The organism is Trueperaceae bacterium (genome assembly GCA_036381035.1).
Lineage (GTDB): Bacteria > Deinococcota > Deinococci > Deinococcales > Trueperaceae > DASRWD01.
In genome coordinates this window covers 1-14,305 of sequence record DASVDQ010000001.1, presented here as the reverse complement: position 1 = coordinate 14,305, position 14,305 = coordinate 1, and the positions used below count along the sequence as shown (strand labels likewise).

Here is a 14,305-nt window from a genome sequence, read left to right as displayed (position 1 = left end):
CTACCAGCTCTCGAGCGTCCCGCTGAACACGCGCCCCCCGTGCTCGAGGCTGACCTCGACGGGAGCTGTCAGCTCCTCCGGAGCGAGCGGGACGGCCTCGCTGACCCCCTCGCGGAGGTCGAGGGACGCCACGTGTCCCGCGACGGTGACCGCCGCGTAGCGGTCGGCCTCGCTCGTGGGCGCCGGCAGGCCGAGCGCCCCGTCGGCGCGGACGACGCCGGCGCCGTAGTGCTTGGCGTCGCCGCCTACCGGCAGGTAGGCCGTGGCCGCGAGGGCGTCCCGGACCTCCTCCGGCGTCAGCGTCGGGTCCGCGGCCAGCAGCAGCGCGGCGACGGCGGCCACGTGCGGGGTGGCCATGCTGGTGCCGTCCAGATAGCGCACGCCGCCACCGGGGTTGCTGGAGAGGACGGCCGTGCCCGGCGCCATGAGGTCGAGGCCCTCGCCGAAGTTGCTGTAGCCGGCCGGGTCCCAGTCCTCCTCGATCGCCCCCACGGCGATGACGTTCGGCAGGGCGGCCGGGTAGAGGACGCCGTCCTCCTTGCCCTGGTTGCCCGAGGCCGCGACGACCACGGCGCCCGCCGCGACCGCCGCGTCGATGGCGTCGGCCACCGTCTGGCTGTTGTCGTCGTCGCCGAGGCTGAGGTTGATGACGTCGGCGGGGTTGGGGTTCGCGGGCGCGTCGTCCACGCTGAGGCCGGCGGCCCACCTGATCGCCTGCGCCACGTTCCAGGCGTAGGTGGTGCCGTCCTCGCTCTCCGAGAACACCTTGACGGGCAGGACGCGGGCGGCGGGCGCCACCCCCACCGTGCCGTAACCGTTGTCGGGAGCGGCGGCGACGATGCCGGCCACGTGCGTGCCGTGCTCCGCGGCCGTGGTGGCGGCGTGCGGGTCGCCGTCGTAGGTCGTGCAGTGGTCGTCGGCGCAGAAGTCGAAGCCGGGCAGGAGCGCGCCGCTGAGGTCGGGGTGCGAGTGGTCGATGGCGGTGTCGACGACGGCCACGACGACGCCCGAGCCGTCCGAGACGGTCCAGGCGCTGGGGGCGCCGACCGCGAACGCGCCCCACTGCCGGTACAGCTCGGGGTCGCTCGGCAGGGCGCCCGCCAGGCGCATGCGGTAGTTGGGCTCGGCGTACTCGACGCGCGGGTCGGCGTTCAGGCGCGCCAGCGCCTCGTCGAGGCGCACGCCCTCGGGCACGCGCACGAGGTCGAGGCCGCCGGCGCTCTTCAGCCGCTCCAGGCCGAGGTCGGCCAGCGGTTCCTCGCGCGCCAGGCTGCTCATGGCGACGTCGGTGCGGTAGGCGACGATGACCTCCCGAGGGTCGTCCTCCGCGCGCGGGGAGCCCGGCTCGGGGCGGGGCGCGGCGAGCGCGGGGACGGGCGGGCCCGCCGGTCGGCGGTTGAGGGTGCTAACGGTGACGCTGCCGTCGAACGCGAGGTCGAGGTAGACCGGCAGGCTCGTCGTGCCGTCGGTCAGCGTCACCTCGTTGCCGTGCGGGTAGTCGCTCGGGTCCGTGTAGTAGGCCGCGGCGTAGAGGGGCTCCGCCCTGACCTTGACCTCGACGAAGCCGTCGACGCCGGTGAGGTCCAGGTCGGCGGCGGCCTCCCCCTTTGAGTCCGTGATGACGTAGGGTCCGGGGCTGAAGGTGCCGGCGCTGGCCTCCAGCAGCAGCTGGGCACCAGGCACGGGCTCGCCGCTCACGTCCAGCGCCCTGACGGTGATCGGGTAGACGGGCGTGCCCGGGAGCGCCTCGAGCGGGTCGATCTCGAGGCTGGCGATGACGTGGAGCTCGTCCCTGAAGGCGGCGGTGTGACCCAGCGCGTCGGTGACGACGAGGGGGCCGCTGGGGGTGCCGGCCGGGACGGTGAGTTCGATGCGGCCGGCCGTGACCGCGCCCACGAAGGCTGGGGGGACCTCCGCCCCGCCTATAGTGACGCGCACGGGTGGGGCGTCGGTGAAGCCGGCGCCGTGGACGACGAGCGTGCCACCGATGCTGGGCGTGCCGGTGCTGACGCCGCTGACGCGGAGGTTCCCGGCGCCCAGGTCGCATCCGGCGAGCAGCAGGAGGCAGGTGAGCAGGGGGACGCGTGGGCGCAAGTGGCCTCTCTTCCGCGGGCGCCGCCTGCGCCCCGCAGGGGCCAGGTTAGCGCCACGTCCCTGCCCGGCGCCGTGAGGGACGCGGACCCGCGGGTCACCGGCCCCCGAGCCCCACCCTCCCCTCCGCCTCCTCCAGGCGCTCCGTTGGCCGCCGGCGGGCCGTCGCCCGGCCCGTTCGCGGGCCGATGCGTGCCGAGCACGTAGACCACGCCGCCCTCGCGCCAGGCCAGCCAGTGGCCGCGAGAGCCGTCCCAGCGCCAGCGCTCCTCGGGGGAGCGGGCCGTGCGGTCGTACACCCAGTCGCCGACGAGGTGCTCGCCCGGAGCGGAGCCCACGCGCACCGGTTCGGCCTCGGCGTGCGGCTCCGCCGGGACCCTGAGGGGGAAGGTCGCCCGCTCGGCCAGCTCCGCCAGGGACAGGATCGGAAGCTCGGCCCCGCGCGCCTCGACGTAGGGACCCGTGAGCCGGCCGTCCGGCCGAGGATCGAAGAAGCTCGGCCCGGGCGCCGCGGCGGCCGCGCTCAGCGCCAGCCACACGAGGGCGGGGAGGAGGGCCAGCGCCGCTCCCTGCCACAGGCTGTGAGCGAGGGTCCAGCCCAGCCTGACGACGAGGGGATGCTCCAACAGCGCCTCGAGCATCCCCGTCTCCCCCGTCCTCCGCCGCGGACGCCTCGTCGATGAGCGCGCGTATCTCGGCCAGCTCCTCGGCGCTCAGCCGCTTGGCGTCGAGGGCGCTCGACACCAGGGCCTTGGCCGAGCCGCCGAGGGCCCTCTCGAGCAGGTCGGCGACCAGCGAGACCTGAGTCTCCTGACGGCCCACGGCGGGTCGGTACACGAACGTGCGCCCGACGAGCTCCCGCGCCACGAGGCCCTTGTCGAACATGACCTGCAGCATCGTCTGCACCGTGGAGAAGGCCACGTCCTCGTCAGGCCTACGGCGACGTGCGCCGGCCGCCGACGGCCCGCTCCCCGCACGGCTCGTGCTCCGGGCAGTCGACGCGGAGGTCGTCGCGCCGCAGGGGGAGGTCGAGGAGGGCGCAGTGGTAGGGCGTGTCGGTGCCCTCGCGGAGGAAGCGGCAGGTGCGGCACATGCGCGCCACGGTCACCACTCCCTCGGCCTGCAGGCCCGCGATCAGCGCCGTGAGCGTCTCGAAGGCCTCCAGCTTCGACTCCCGCGGCAGCGCCGCGGCCAGCCCGCGCGCCAGCTCGGCCCACCCCTCGGCGCTCTCCGCGACCTCGCGGCCGTCCTCCGTGAGCTCGAGCTCGACCGCGCGCCTGTCGTCGGTGCCGGGGCGACGCCTCACCAGACCCTTCGCCTCGAGGGCGGCCACGGCGTCGCTGAGCGTGGGCGCCGAGACGTCGAACCTCGCCGCCAGCGCGCCCACCCGCTTGGGGTAGGCGCGCTGGCCGACCTGGACGAGCACCTGGAGCTGGATCGGGCTGAGCCCGTGCCGTTGGGCCTCCCGGCGCAGCATGACCCTGAGGGCCTGCCCCAGGCGCTCCGCCGCCGCCACGAGCTTGGCGTCCAGGTCCCAATGCTGTTCCTCGAGGTCGAACGTGCCGGCCACGCCGGATGCTACCTGGGCGCCACCTCGTAGGGCAGGCTGAGGTCGCCGGAGAGCACCTCGTAGACCTGGTAGACGCCGAGCAGGGGCCGCGCGGGGTCGCTGGTGTTCACCTCGAGGTACGCCGACACCGCGTCGAACGAGAACTCCGTCTCGCCCCTCACCCGCCAGGCCGGCACCAGGACCCTCAGCGTCGCGCCGTCGAGGACGACCGACAGTCCGGGGGAGTCCATGTACATCGGCATCCCGGGGTTCGTCGGCGGCAGCACCGCGCCCGCGCCCTCGTCGAACTCGACGACCGACAGCCCGCCGGCCACGCGGTCGTCGGGCGCGAGCACGACCCAGTGGGTGTGGAACGTGAGGCCGTCGTCGTCGTAGTCGCCGTCGCCGTCCTCGTCCCACAGCGGCGTGTCGTCGAAGTCGGGGTGGGCCGTCACGGCCAGGGTGAGCACGCCGTCGACCTCGCCGAAGCCCACGGCCGTCGGGTCGAGGGTCGTGGGGAAGGCGTAGGCCAGCACGGGAGCGCCGTCGAGCTGTCCCCTGGCCGTCGGCAGCGTGCCGCCGACCTCGCCCTCCACGGACACGGAGAAGACCAGCAGGTCGAGCTCGGCGTCGTACCGCACGCTGGCGTCGGTCAGGTCGAGGTCGGCCGTGGCTTCAGGGGCCGCCGCCGGCGCCTGGGCGCCCGCCCAGTTCAGCGCGGCGACCAGCGCCGCCAGGGCCGGAAGCAGGGGGATCCTCGGGAGCCGTCTCGAGATGAGGGTCATGCACCACCTCCTATTAGTTAGGAGTCCTAAATACTACGGAGACAAGGCGTCGCGCAAGGGGTGATGCGGGAGGCGCGCCGGCGTCACGACCTTGCGGTCGCCGGAAGGCCCGCCAGGACCGCTGCGGGGCGGTCGTCATGAGGCGCGCCGGGCCCGCCGCCGTGCGGTCGCCCGGCGCCGCCAGGGACGAGCGCTAGAGCCGCTTGGCCGCCGTCTCCGGCGCGGGGCCGAAGGCGTCCTCGAGCACGTCGTCGTCCTCGATCATCTCGAGGAAGGCCTCGACGGCGGCGGGGTCGAACTGGGTGCCGGCCTGCTCGCGCAGGTAGGCGAGCGCGCGCTCCTTGCTCCAGGCGCGTCGGTACGGGCGGTCCGATGTGAGCGCGTCGAAGACGTCCACCACCGAGAAGATCCGGGCCGCCAGGGGGATCTGCTCGCCGCGCAGGCCGCGCGGGTAGCCGGTGCCGTCCCAGCGCTCGTGGTGGCAGTAGGGGATGTCGATCGCCGACTGCAGGAACGGGATCGGCGAGAGCAGCTCGTACGCGTAGGTGGTGTGGCGCTTCATGACCTCCCACTCCTCCGCGGTGAGCTTGCCTGGCTTCAGCAGGATGTCGTCGGGCACGGCCATCTTGCCGATGTCGTGCAGCAGCGCCCCGCGGCGGATGCGCACCAGCTCCTCGCCCCTCACGCCCATGCGCTCCGCCAGGCGGACCGTCAGGTCGGTGACGCGGCGGCTGTGCCACTCGGTGTCCTCGTGCCGCAGGTCGAGCGTGCGCGCCCAGCCCTCGATCGTCGTGTCGTACGCGATGCGCAGCTCGGCGTTGGAGCGCTGGAGGTTCTCGACCAGGGTGGCGTTGTCGAGGGCGATCGCCACCTGGGTGACGAGCGTGTCGAGGAACGAGAACCAGTCCTCGTCCCTCTGGGTGCGGCTGCGGTGGAACAGCTCGAGCACGCCGAGGAGCTTCCCCCTGGCGACGAGGGGAGCCGCGACGTAGGACTCGATGCCCTCCTCCTCGAACAGCCCCAGGCGCGCCAGCTCCCGGCCCGTCTCCGCCGGGCCCTCCACGAAGAGGAGGCGCCGCTGCAGGGCCGCCATGCCCGGCAGGCCCTCGCCCAGCGACAGGTCGGTCGAGCGGATCGCCTTGCCGTTCAGGCCGCGCGCGGCGCAGTAGCGGAGCCTGTCGGTGTCGGAGTCGTAGAGCAGCACGCCGGAGGCGTCGACCTTGAGGCAGCTCATCACCTGCTTGAGCACCACGCTGAGCGTCAGGCCGAGGCTCGTGCTGCTGCTGATCGTGTTGTCGATCTCGTGGAGCGTGGTGATGCGCTCGAGCTTGTCCTGGAGCTCGGCGTTGAGGCTCGCGATCTCCTCCCGCGCGGCCTTCTGCGCGCTGAGGTCCAGCCCGACGCCGGCCAGGTACCTCTCGCCGCCGCGCTTGACCAGCGCGCCGGTCAGCAGGTACGGGATGCGCCGGCCGTCCTTCGCCACGAGGCGCGCCTCGCAGCTCGCCGAGCCCTTCTCGAACACCTCGCGGATCCGGCCCGCGACGAGCTCCCTGTCGTCGGCGTCGATGAGGTCGAGCGCCCGCAGGCGCCTCATGTCCTCGACGCCGTAGCCGAGCAGCCTGGCGTAGTTGCCGTTCCACTGCTGGTGGTTGCCCCGCTCGTCGATCACGTAGAACACGCCCGGCAGGTTGTCCACGATCGTCTGGTTGAAGGCGCGCTCCTCCCGCAGCGCCTCCTCCACCCGCTTGCGGTCGGTGATGTCCCGCGAGTTGAGCACGAACGCGCCCACGTTCGGGTCGTCGAACATGCTCACGCCCACCGACTCGAACCACCGCCACTCGCCGTTCGCGTGCCTCACCCTGTAGGTCGCCTGGCCGAAGCCGTCCTTCATGGCCCTGGCCAGCTCCTGCTTGGCGCGCTCCACGTCGTCGGGGTGGATGCGGTCGAACGCGGCGTCGGGCGGACGCGACCCGGGCTCGTAGCCCAGGACCCTGGTGACGGCCGGGCTCTCGTAGACGATGGCGCCGTTCCGGTCGAGGAGCCTCACGATGTCGCTGCTGTTCTGCACCAGCGACCTGAAGCGCGCCTCCGACGCCTCGACCGCCCGCCGCGCCGCCCGCTCCCGCTCCCACAGGTCGGCGTTCTGCAGGGCGATGGCCAGCAGGTTCGCCGCCATCCGCAGGCCGGCCACGTGCTCGTCGGAGTAGGCGTGGCCCTGGGAGCTGCCGACCTCGAGCACGCCGGCCACGGTGTCGCCGACGACCATGGGCACCGCGACCGACGACGCCGCCGCGAACCGGCCGGTACTTGACCACGCGACCGGTTCGCCCTCGGCGACGACCACGCCGCGCGTCCTCACCGCGCGCTCGCCGGGGGCGTCCGCCTGGCCCAGCGGCTCGGCGTCGCGCATGTCCGGCTCCTGGCCCTCGAGGTAGAGGTACGTGGCCACGCGACCGCCCGTGTCCTCGGAGCACCTCGTCACGAGGATGAGGTCGCAAGGCGCCGTGTCGACGATGAAGTCCCGCAGCGCCCGGTAGACGCCGGGCAGGTCGCTCGAGGAACCGAACCCCTGCTCCAGCGCCGAGAGCCGGTCGAGCAGCGCCCGGTACGCGGCCAAGGCGGCGCTGTCGATGGCCCGCTGCTGCCTGACGAGCCGCTCCCTGGCGCGGTGCTGGCCGAGGGACAGCGCTCCCACCAGCACCGTGCTGAAGAGCACGAACGCCCAGCCCTTGATGGTCTGGATGCTGGTGAGGCTATGCACGTCCGCGACGGACGTGGAGACCGCCCGGTCGGAGAAGAGAACCCAGGCGGCGGCGAGGATCAGGTAGACGAGAGCAGGACCCAACGGCGCCAGAGGTGATGCCCGCACTGTCGAACGCACCCTTCCGCGCCTGTCTCGTCAGGCGGCGGCGGACTCGCGGCCAAGGGATCGGCCGTCACGCGGACAGCCAGGCCACCAGCCGTATATCCTTGAAGGTTCGCGCTTACACGTCTCTTACGCCGGCGGCGCCGGGAGGCCGCGTGCGCGACGACTCCGAACGCACCGCGACGGGCGCGCCCGCGCCGCGTACGCGTTTCATGTTCATGCGCGCTAAGGGCGTGGTGTCATGCCGGCCCACGCCCTTAGCGCGCGTGCTCGAGCTCGTGCGCGCGGGGGCGTGATGTCCCCGCTGTCGGTCGACGCCGAGCTCAGTCGTCGGCCATGCGCACGAGTCGGGGGCGGAACTCGGCGACCTCCTCCACGAGGTGCTCCTGGTGGCGCATGATCTCGTCGATGGGCTTGTAGACGTCGGGGGCCTCATCGAGCGTGCCGCCGATGAGCTCGATGCCGCGCTCGCGCATCTCGGCCCTCAGGTCCCGTCCGGCGAGGGCCCTCTTGGCCTGGCCGCGGCTCATGACCCGGCCGCTGCCGTGGCTCGCGCTCCGCAGGCTCTCGGGGTCGCCCTTGCCCTCGACGAGCTTGGCCGGGGTGCCCATGCTGCCGGGGATCACGCCCCTCACGCCCGGGCCAGCGGGCGTGGCGCCCTTGCGGTGCACCACGGCCCGCACCGTCTCCCCCGTGGGCGTCACGACGTCCTCGAGCCACGCGAAGTTGTGGAAGTTCGAGATCGTGTCGGCCACCGGCAGCCCGAGGTGCGCGGTGATGCGCCGGTGGATGGCGTCGTGGTTCGCGGCCGCGTACCGTCCGGCGAGCTGCATGGCGCGCCAGTACTCCTGCCCCTCCTCGGAGTCGAGGTCGAACCAGGCGAGGTGCCTGACGCGCCTGTCGAGGCCGGGGCGAAGCTGCTGAGCGAGCCGCGAGTAGTGGCCGGCCACCTGCGCGCCCAGGCCGCGGCTGCCGCTGTGCGACATGATCCCGAGCCGGCGCGTGCCGTCGGGGTAGACGACGACGCCGGCGTTCACGAAGTGGTTGCCGCCCCCGCTGGTGCCCAGCTGGGCGGCGGCGGTGTCGAGAAGCCGCGGGTTGCGCCTCAGGAACGGGTGCTCGCGCCACTCGGGCGAGTCGAGCACGGGGTCGTGGTTGCGGCCGCCCCGGGGGAAGGCGCCGCCCGCTCCGAAGACCGTGTGCCTGAGGATGGCCTCCCTGACGCGCTCGAGGTCGACGGCGTCAGGGTCGGCGTCGAACACGGTGACCTGCATCCGGCAGCCGATGTCAACGCCGACCGCGTAGGGACTGACGGCCCCGGCCGTGGCCCAGACGCCGCCTATCGGCAGCCCGTACCCGACGTGCGCGTCCGGCGCCAGGAACCCGGCGACGGCGACGGGTAGCCGCATGGCGTCGCGCATCTGCTCGAGCGTGGCGTCGTCGATGAGCTCGCGCCCGCACACGGTGAAGGGCACGGGCTCGGGCCGTAGCTCGACCTCTGACCTGGCCATCGCCGACGCCTCCAGCCTCGAGGGTAGACCCCTAGGGGCTGGACCTTGGTGGTGCGGACAGCGCGAGGTGCTGGGGCGGCTCGCCTCTCGGGTCGTCGCCGGGGCCTACGGCCCCTCGGCCATCGGCTTCTGCAAGGTCCCGCGCCCCATGCGGAGGGCTCCTGTCACGTCGTCGGGGACGCGGTTGAACAGCACGTACTCGGTCGCCACCAGCACGCCGTCGCGCATCTCCGACCTCACGATGAGGCCGTCCCAGGCGACGCTCCCGTCGGCGCCCATGAGCTCGATGGCCCCGTTCGGCATCACCCGGTAGGTGGCCGAGGACAGCGCGAACGCCCCCGCCACCACGTCACGGGTCCCGTCCGCGTTCGCGCTGGGCACGTTGGCCCCGATCCACAGCATCTCCCAGGTGCCGTCGCCGTTGAACTGGACGAGGAGCCAGCGACCGTGGGTCGGTGCCGCCTGGCCCGCCTCGGTCTGGGGCTCCACGACGAACGCGTAGATCCCGTTCATGCTGGCGTCGCTGAAGTCCTGGCCGTACGCCGCGCCCACGAGAAGCGCGGCGGCCACGGCCATGAGCTGCCGACGCCACCTTCTGGCACTGAGTCGCATGCTTCCCCCTCAGGTCTGGATCCACCCTGCTTCACGAAGCTCGAGCGCCTACCCCCTTCCGGCGGACTCCGACACGCGCTCCCTTGCCGAGCGCGGCCGGGCCCTGGGACGTTGCAGCGTGCTGGCGTCGGGTTAACGGAGGGGAAGGCGCAGGCCTGCGGAGCGAGCTGCACCGGACCTGTCCAGTTTGCCGACCTGGAGCAGCGGGCGCTGTGACGCCTGCGTGCGCGCCCTCGGCCGGCCGGATCGGGAACCTCGACGGCGGTAGCGGGGCGCGTTGCCGATGTTCGGCGAGCGCGTTGGGGGCGGGTGCGGGCCGGTTCGTCGGCCGCACCGTGCCGTCCGCTTGTCGAGGGTTCACCAACCTGCACGTTGCGTGGGATACCAGGCCGGGCGCGCCCGCCTCCCGATGCTTGCGGCAGACACGCGAGCCCGAGAGGAGACAACGATGAGGGCACCACTGGTAGTGGCGGCGACGGCCGTGGCGGCGCTCGTTACGGGCACCGTTGCGGCGCAGGAACCCCTGACGTTCGACAGCTCGTTGGGCGAGGTCGCGATCTTCCCCCTCGGTCATGCCTCGCTGAGGATCGAGGTGAACGACCTCGTCATACACGTCGACCCGTGGAGCAACGTGGCCGACTACGCGATGCAGCCCGACGCCGACCTGGTGCTCGTCACGCATGCGCACCAGGACCACTTCGACCCGGCGGCCCTCGAGCAGGTCGCTGCCGACGGCACCGTGTTCGTCATGGACGGCGTCAGCGCCGAGCAGTTCGGCGGCGAGGCGACGGCGCTGGCGAACGGCGAGACGTACGAGTTCGAGGGCATCACCATCACCGCCGTCCCCGCCTACAACGTCGCGAGGATGCGCGACGACGGCACGCCGTACCACGCCCAGGGCGAGTTCAACGGCTACCTGCTCGACTTCGGCGACCTGCGCGTCCACGTGGCCGGCGACACCGAGTGCGTCCCCGAGTTCGCCGACCTCGGCGAGGTCGACGTCTCCTTCCTGCCCATCAACCTGCCCTTCACGATGCCGCCGGAGGAGGCGGCCGAGTGCTACCGGACGATCGCGCCCACCGTGGCCGTCCCTTACCACCAGGGCGACTCCGACCCCCAGGTCGTCGCCGACATGCTGGCCGACACCGACATCGACGTGAGGGTGCTCGAGCTGCCCTGACGCGGAGCACGTAGTCTCGCCGCTGCGAGCTGGGACGCCGCCCGCGCTGGCCGCGGGAGTGTCAGGCTGGGTGCGTGCGCGTGGTCGTCCTCACGGGGGCCGGGGTCTCGGCCGAGTCCGGGCTCAAGACGTTCCGCGATGAAGGCGGGCTCTGGGAAGGGCACGACGTCAAGGAGGTGGCCACGCCCGAGGCCTTCGCCCGCGACCCGGACCTGGTCCACCGCTTCTACGACGCCAGGCGGCGGCAGCTCCGCGAGGTAGAGCCGAACGCCGCGCACCGCGCCCTGGCGCGCCTGGAGCACGAGAGCGGTCACGACGTCCTGCTCGTGACCCAGAACGTCGACGACCTCCACGAGCGCGCCGGTTCGCGCGACGTGCTGCACATGCACGGCGAGCTGCTCAAGGCGCGCTGCCTCGCCTGCGGCGCGCGGGTCGAGTGGCGTGAGGACCTGCTGCCGCGGCCGCCCTGTCCGCGCTGCGGGACCCCGGCGCTGCGGCCCGACGTCGTCTGGTTCGGCGAGGTGCCCTACCACCTGGACGCCATCTACGACGCCCTCTGGGACTGCGACGTCTTCGCGGCCATCGGTACGTCCGGCGTCGTCTACCCCGCTGCCGGCTTCGTCAGGACCGCGAGGTCGGCCGGCGCACGCACCATCGAGATGAACCTCGGCGCCAGCGAGGCGGCCTCCGCCTTCGACGAGGTACGGGAGGGGCCGGCGACCGTGACCGTGCCGGCGTGGGTGGACGAGCTCATGGGGTGATCGGCCCCCTAGATCTTGGGCGAACGCCTGTGGGGACGGGCGTCCGCTTGACTCGCGCTCCCGACCAGCCGACCATGGTGACACCGGCCAAGCTGCAGCACCTAGAGGGGGAGTAGACCGTGCCGAGCCCGGAGTACCTTATCGAGCCCAGGGCGGGCTACTCGCCTGCCATCGGCCACCTCGTCAGCATGCTCGCCTACACGCGCGCCACGACCCTCATGGCCGTAAGGGGCCTCACCCAGGCGCAGCTGGACTTCCTGCTAGACGACGACGCCAACAGCATCGCCATGCTCCTCGAGCACATGGCGGCCATCGAGGAGTACTACTAACGAGACACCTTCGGCGTCTGCCCTCCAGGCACCGAGTGGGACCACAGCTACGTCGGGATGGAACTGGGCCCCGAGGGCCGCCAGCGCCTGCGCGGCCGACCGCTTGACTACTACCTCGACCGGCTACAGCGCGTGCGGGCCTTCACCCTCGAGCAACTCGCGCTGCGCGACGACGCTTGGCTCGCTGAGACAAGCGACTGGTGGGACGACTCGGTAGCCAACAACCACTGGAAGTGGTTCCACGTCATGGAGGACGAGCTGAACCACCGCGGGCAGATCCGGCTCATCCGCAAGCGCCTGCACCGTAACGCCTAGCGGCCGGCGCGAGCGGCCCCGGGTGCGCGGAGACCGGGCCGCCTCACCAGCGGTAGTAGCGGTCGATTGTTTTGAAACCGGGCTCCGTTGGGGACGCAGTTCCTTGCACCAGCGGCACGACTCGTTCTGAGCCGCGTCTTGCCGATTGTTTTGACGACTCCAAGAGTCGAGGCCAGAACGGCGATTGCGTGAGGTACGCCCCCTCTACGAAACCTAGAACTGCCCACTTCGAACATACCCGTAAGACTACAGGGCTAAGCCTCGCTGTTACACCAGACCGAAGCCGTCCTGCCGGGTCCACAAACCGTCGGTGCTCCGTGCTAAGGTACCTACACTACATGGAAGCCCCTGACCAGCACACCCCCGCCACCCGCCTCGAGCGGCTCTTCAAGAAGCACCACGGCTACCTGCGGCGCCAGCAGGTGGTCGACGCCGGCATCGACCCGCACCTGCTCTCGGCCTGGGTGGAGCAGGGCCGCGCCGAGCGGGTCCAGCGCGGCGTCTACCGCGACACTACCGCCCCAGCACTGACGAACGAGACGTACGTCGAGCTGGCGCTCCGCATCCCCAAAGGCGTCATCTGCCTCCGCAGCGCCCTCTCCTTCCACGAGCTCAGCACGATCGTGCCGGCAGAGGTCGACCTCGCCATCCCCAACAAGGCCCGCACACCGCCCATCGACTACCCGCCCGTGCGCTTCTACTACTTCACCGAACGCGTCTACCATTACGGGATCGAGGAGCACCCCGCCGGCCCTACAGCTCTCAAGGTCTACTCTCCCGAGAAGACCCTCGCCGACCTGCTCTACTACCGCAACGAGCTCGGCAACGACCTCTTCCTGGAAGCCCTCCAGACCTACATGCGCAGATCGAAGCCTAGGCCCAACCCCGCCGAGGTGATGGAGGCGGCGCGCGTACGCCGCGTGCACGGCCAGATGCGCACCTACCTCGAGGCGCTCATATGAAGGCCAACCTGGCCGCCTCCGTGCGGCAGCGCCTGAGGAACCTCGCACGCGACCAAGGCGTCGACTACAACCGCCTGCAACTGCTCTACGTGCAAGAGAGGTGGCTGGCGCGCCTCGCGCACAGCAGACACCGCGACCGGCTTATCCTCAAGGGCGGCCTCTTCCTGTACGGCAACTACGGGCTCGCCTCACGCCCCACCCGAGACATCGACTTCCTGGGCCGGGCGACGCCAGCCGAGGTCGCCCACACCGTGCAGATGGTGCATGACATCGCGAGCATCGACCTGCCCGACGGCGTCCACTTCGACCCCACCACTATCCGAGGTGAAGAGAACCGCACCGCCACCGAATACGGCGGCGTGAGGATCGAACTGACCGCCTACCTCGGCTCGGCCAGAGAGCGGCTCCGCATCGACGTCGGCTTCGGCGACGCCCTTCCCACAGGGCCCACCGCTCTCGACTACCCGACGCTCCTCGACACCCCGCTGCCCAACGTCCTCGCCTACTCCCTCGAAACCGTCATCGCCGAGAAACTCCAGGCCGCCACCGTCCTCTACGAGGTCAACTCCCGCTACAAGGACTTCTACGACATCCACCATCTCGCCACCAGCCAGGCCTTCGAAGCCCACGACCTCTACATGGCGGTCGAAGCGACCTTCACGCGGAGAGGAACGCCCATCCCCGATGCGCACCGCCTCTTCCATCCCGCGTTCTCGGCCGACCCGGGGCGACAAGCCCAGTGGAGCGCCTTCCTGAAGCGCATCCGCCAGACCTCCCCCGAAAGCTTCCCCGACCTGATGAAAGACATCAACGCCTTCATCGGGCCGATCCTGAGCGGCGCCATGAGGGGAAGCTGGAATCCGGCCGAAAGGGTTTGGACGAACGATGAAAGCACCTGACATGGGCAAACATCGGCTCCCTGACGACGCGAATCAGCAAGCGGCGTAAGAGTCAGAAACATTTTCCCGCCGGTAGCTTCACCAGCGGTAGTAACGAACGAACCGAATTAACCTACATCCAGAGTACATGCCAATGTCGATTCGCTGGTGAGAGTTGCCGGTTCACGTCCCATTAAACCCGCACCCCCGCCGAGCGGCCAAGACTCTCGCCCATTCGAGAAGCGAGCTTCTACGAAACCCAGGACCAACCGAATAGAGCCCAACAAATGTTTCAAGAAGTCTTCTACAGGGCTCGACACTCGCCGGAGATCGACGAAGCAGGTGTTTGAACTACTACATTCAGTTCTGAAGTCGGTCGGTGGCAATACTTGCTTTAGGCCACCACCAGAAGTGCGTGTCAACTATGCTCGACATTTGCAGCTAGAAGCGGATTCTCCATAATGAC

General features: G+C 71.1%; 10 protein-coding genes and 1 pseudogene. 5 read left to right on the top strand and 6 right to left on the bottom strand.

All coding sequences use genetic code 11. The annotated features are described in order from the left end of the window. The 6 genes from VF202_00055 to VF202_00030 all read right to left on the bottom strand — a co-directional run bounded on the left by VF202_00055 (position 1) and on the right by VF202_00030 (position 9,414). Positions 1-2,094, bottom strand: coding sequence for a S8 family serine peptidase (locus tag VF202_00055; protein HEX7038485.1), 2,094 nt, complete (start codon positions 2,092-2,094; stop codon positions 1-3). 931 nt (positions 2,095-3,025) lie between these two features. Then, on the bottom strand, positions 3,026-3,661 hold the full coding sequence (locus VF202_00050) for a MarR family transcriptional regulator (GenBank protein HEX7038484.1): 636 nt from the start codon (positions 3,659-3,661) through the stop codon (positions 3,026-3,028). Between the two features lie 8 nt (positions 3,662-3,669). Then, on the bottom strand, positions 3,670-4,425 hold the full coding sequence (locus tag VF202_00045) for a hypothetical protein (GenBank protein ID HEX7038483.1): 756 nt from the start codon (positions 4,423-4,425) through the stop codon (positions 3,670-3,672). Positions 4,426-4,618: 193 nt separating this feature from the next. Further along, positions 4,619-7,270, bottom strand: coding sequence for an HD domain-containing phosphohydrolase (locus VF202_00040; protein HEX7038482.1), 2,652 nt, complete (start codon positions 7,268-7,270; stop codon positions 4,619-4,621). A 344-nt stretch (positions 7,271-7,614) separates the two neighbouring features. Then, the gene (locus tag VF202_00035; GenBank protein ID HEX7038481.1) at positions 7,615-8,802 is read right to left on the bottom strand and encodes an RtcB family protein; all 1,188 of its coding nucleotides are present in this window, start codon (positions 8,800-8,802) and stop codon (positions 7,615-7,617) included. A gap of 105 nt (positions 8,803-8,907) precedes the next feature. Then, on the bottom strand, positions 8,908-9,414 hold the full coding sequence (locus VF202_00030) for a hypothetical protein (GenBank protein ID HEX7038480.1): 507 nt from the start codon (positions 9,412-9,414) through the stop codon (positions 8,908-8,910). 448 nt (positions 9,415-9,862) lie between these two features. On the opposite strand from VF202_00030, the gene VF202_00025 reads away from it, so the two are divergent. The 5 genes and pseudogenes from VF202_00025 (at position 9,863) to VF202_00005 (ending at position 13,860) form a co-directional block, all read left to right on the top strand. Beyond that, positions 9,863-10,594 (top strand): MBL fold metallo-hydrolase, encoded by a 732-nt coding sequence (locus tag VF202_00025; protein ID HEX7038479.1) that lies wholly within the window; start codon positions 9,863-9,865, stop codon positions 10,592-10,594. 74 nt (positions 10,595-10,668) lie between these two features. Beyond that, positions 10,669-11,355 (top strand): NAD-dependent deacylase, encoded by a 687-nt coding sequence (locus tag VF202_00020; GenBank protein ID HEX7038478.1) that lies wholly within the window; start codon positions 10,669-10,671, stop codon positions 11,353-11,355. A 188-nt stretch (positions 11,356-11,543) separates the two neighbouring features. After that, a pseudogene (locus tag VF202_00015) lies at positions 11,544-11,999 on the top strand (DinB family protein). A 338-nt stretch (positions 12,000-12,337) separates the two neighbouring features. Beyond that, positions 12,338-12,961, top strand: coding sequence for a type IV toxin-antitoxin system AbiEi family antitoxin domain-containing protein (locus VF202_00010; protein HEX7038477.1), 624 nt, complete (start codon positions 12,338-12,340; stop codon positions 12,959-12,961). After that, positions 12,958-13,860, top strand: coding sequence for a nucleotidyl transferase AbiEii/AbiGii toxin family protein (locus VF202_00005; GenBank protein HEX7038476.1), 903 nt, complete (start codon positions 12,958-12,960; stop codon positions 13,858-13,860). Before VF202_00010 ends, VF202_00005 begins: the two co-directional genes overlap by 4 nt. Positions 13,861-14,305: the final 445 nt, after the last annotated feature.

Coding starts and splice junctions, on each gene's coding strand:
- VF202_00045 (HEX7038483.1), bottom strand. CDS start 4,425: ATGACCCTCATCTCGAGACGGCTCCCGAGGATCCCCCTGCTTCCGGCC.
- VF202_00035 (HEX7038481.1), bottom strand. CDS start 8,802: ATGGCCAGGTCAGAGGTCGAGCTACGGCCCGAGCCCGTGCCCTTCACC.
- VF202_00025 (HEX7038479.1), top strand. CDS start 9,863: ATGAGGGCACCACTGGTAGTGGCGGCGACGGCCGTGGCGGCGCTCGTT.
- VF202_00030 (HEX7038480.1), bottom strand. CDS start 9,414: ATGCGACTCAGTGCCAGAAGGTGGCGTCGGCAGCTCATGGCCGTGGCC.
- VF202_00005 (HEX7038476.1), top strand. CDS start 12,958: ATGAAGGCCAACCTGGCCGCCTCCGTGCGGCAGCGCCTGAGGAACCTC.
- VF202_00010 (HEX7038477.1), top strand. CDS start 12,338: ATGGAAGCCCCTGACCAGCACACCCCCGCCACCCGCCTCGAGCGGCTC.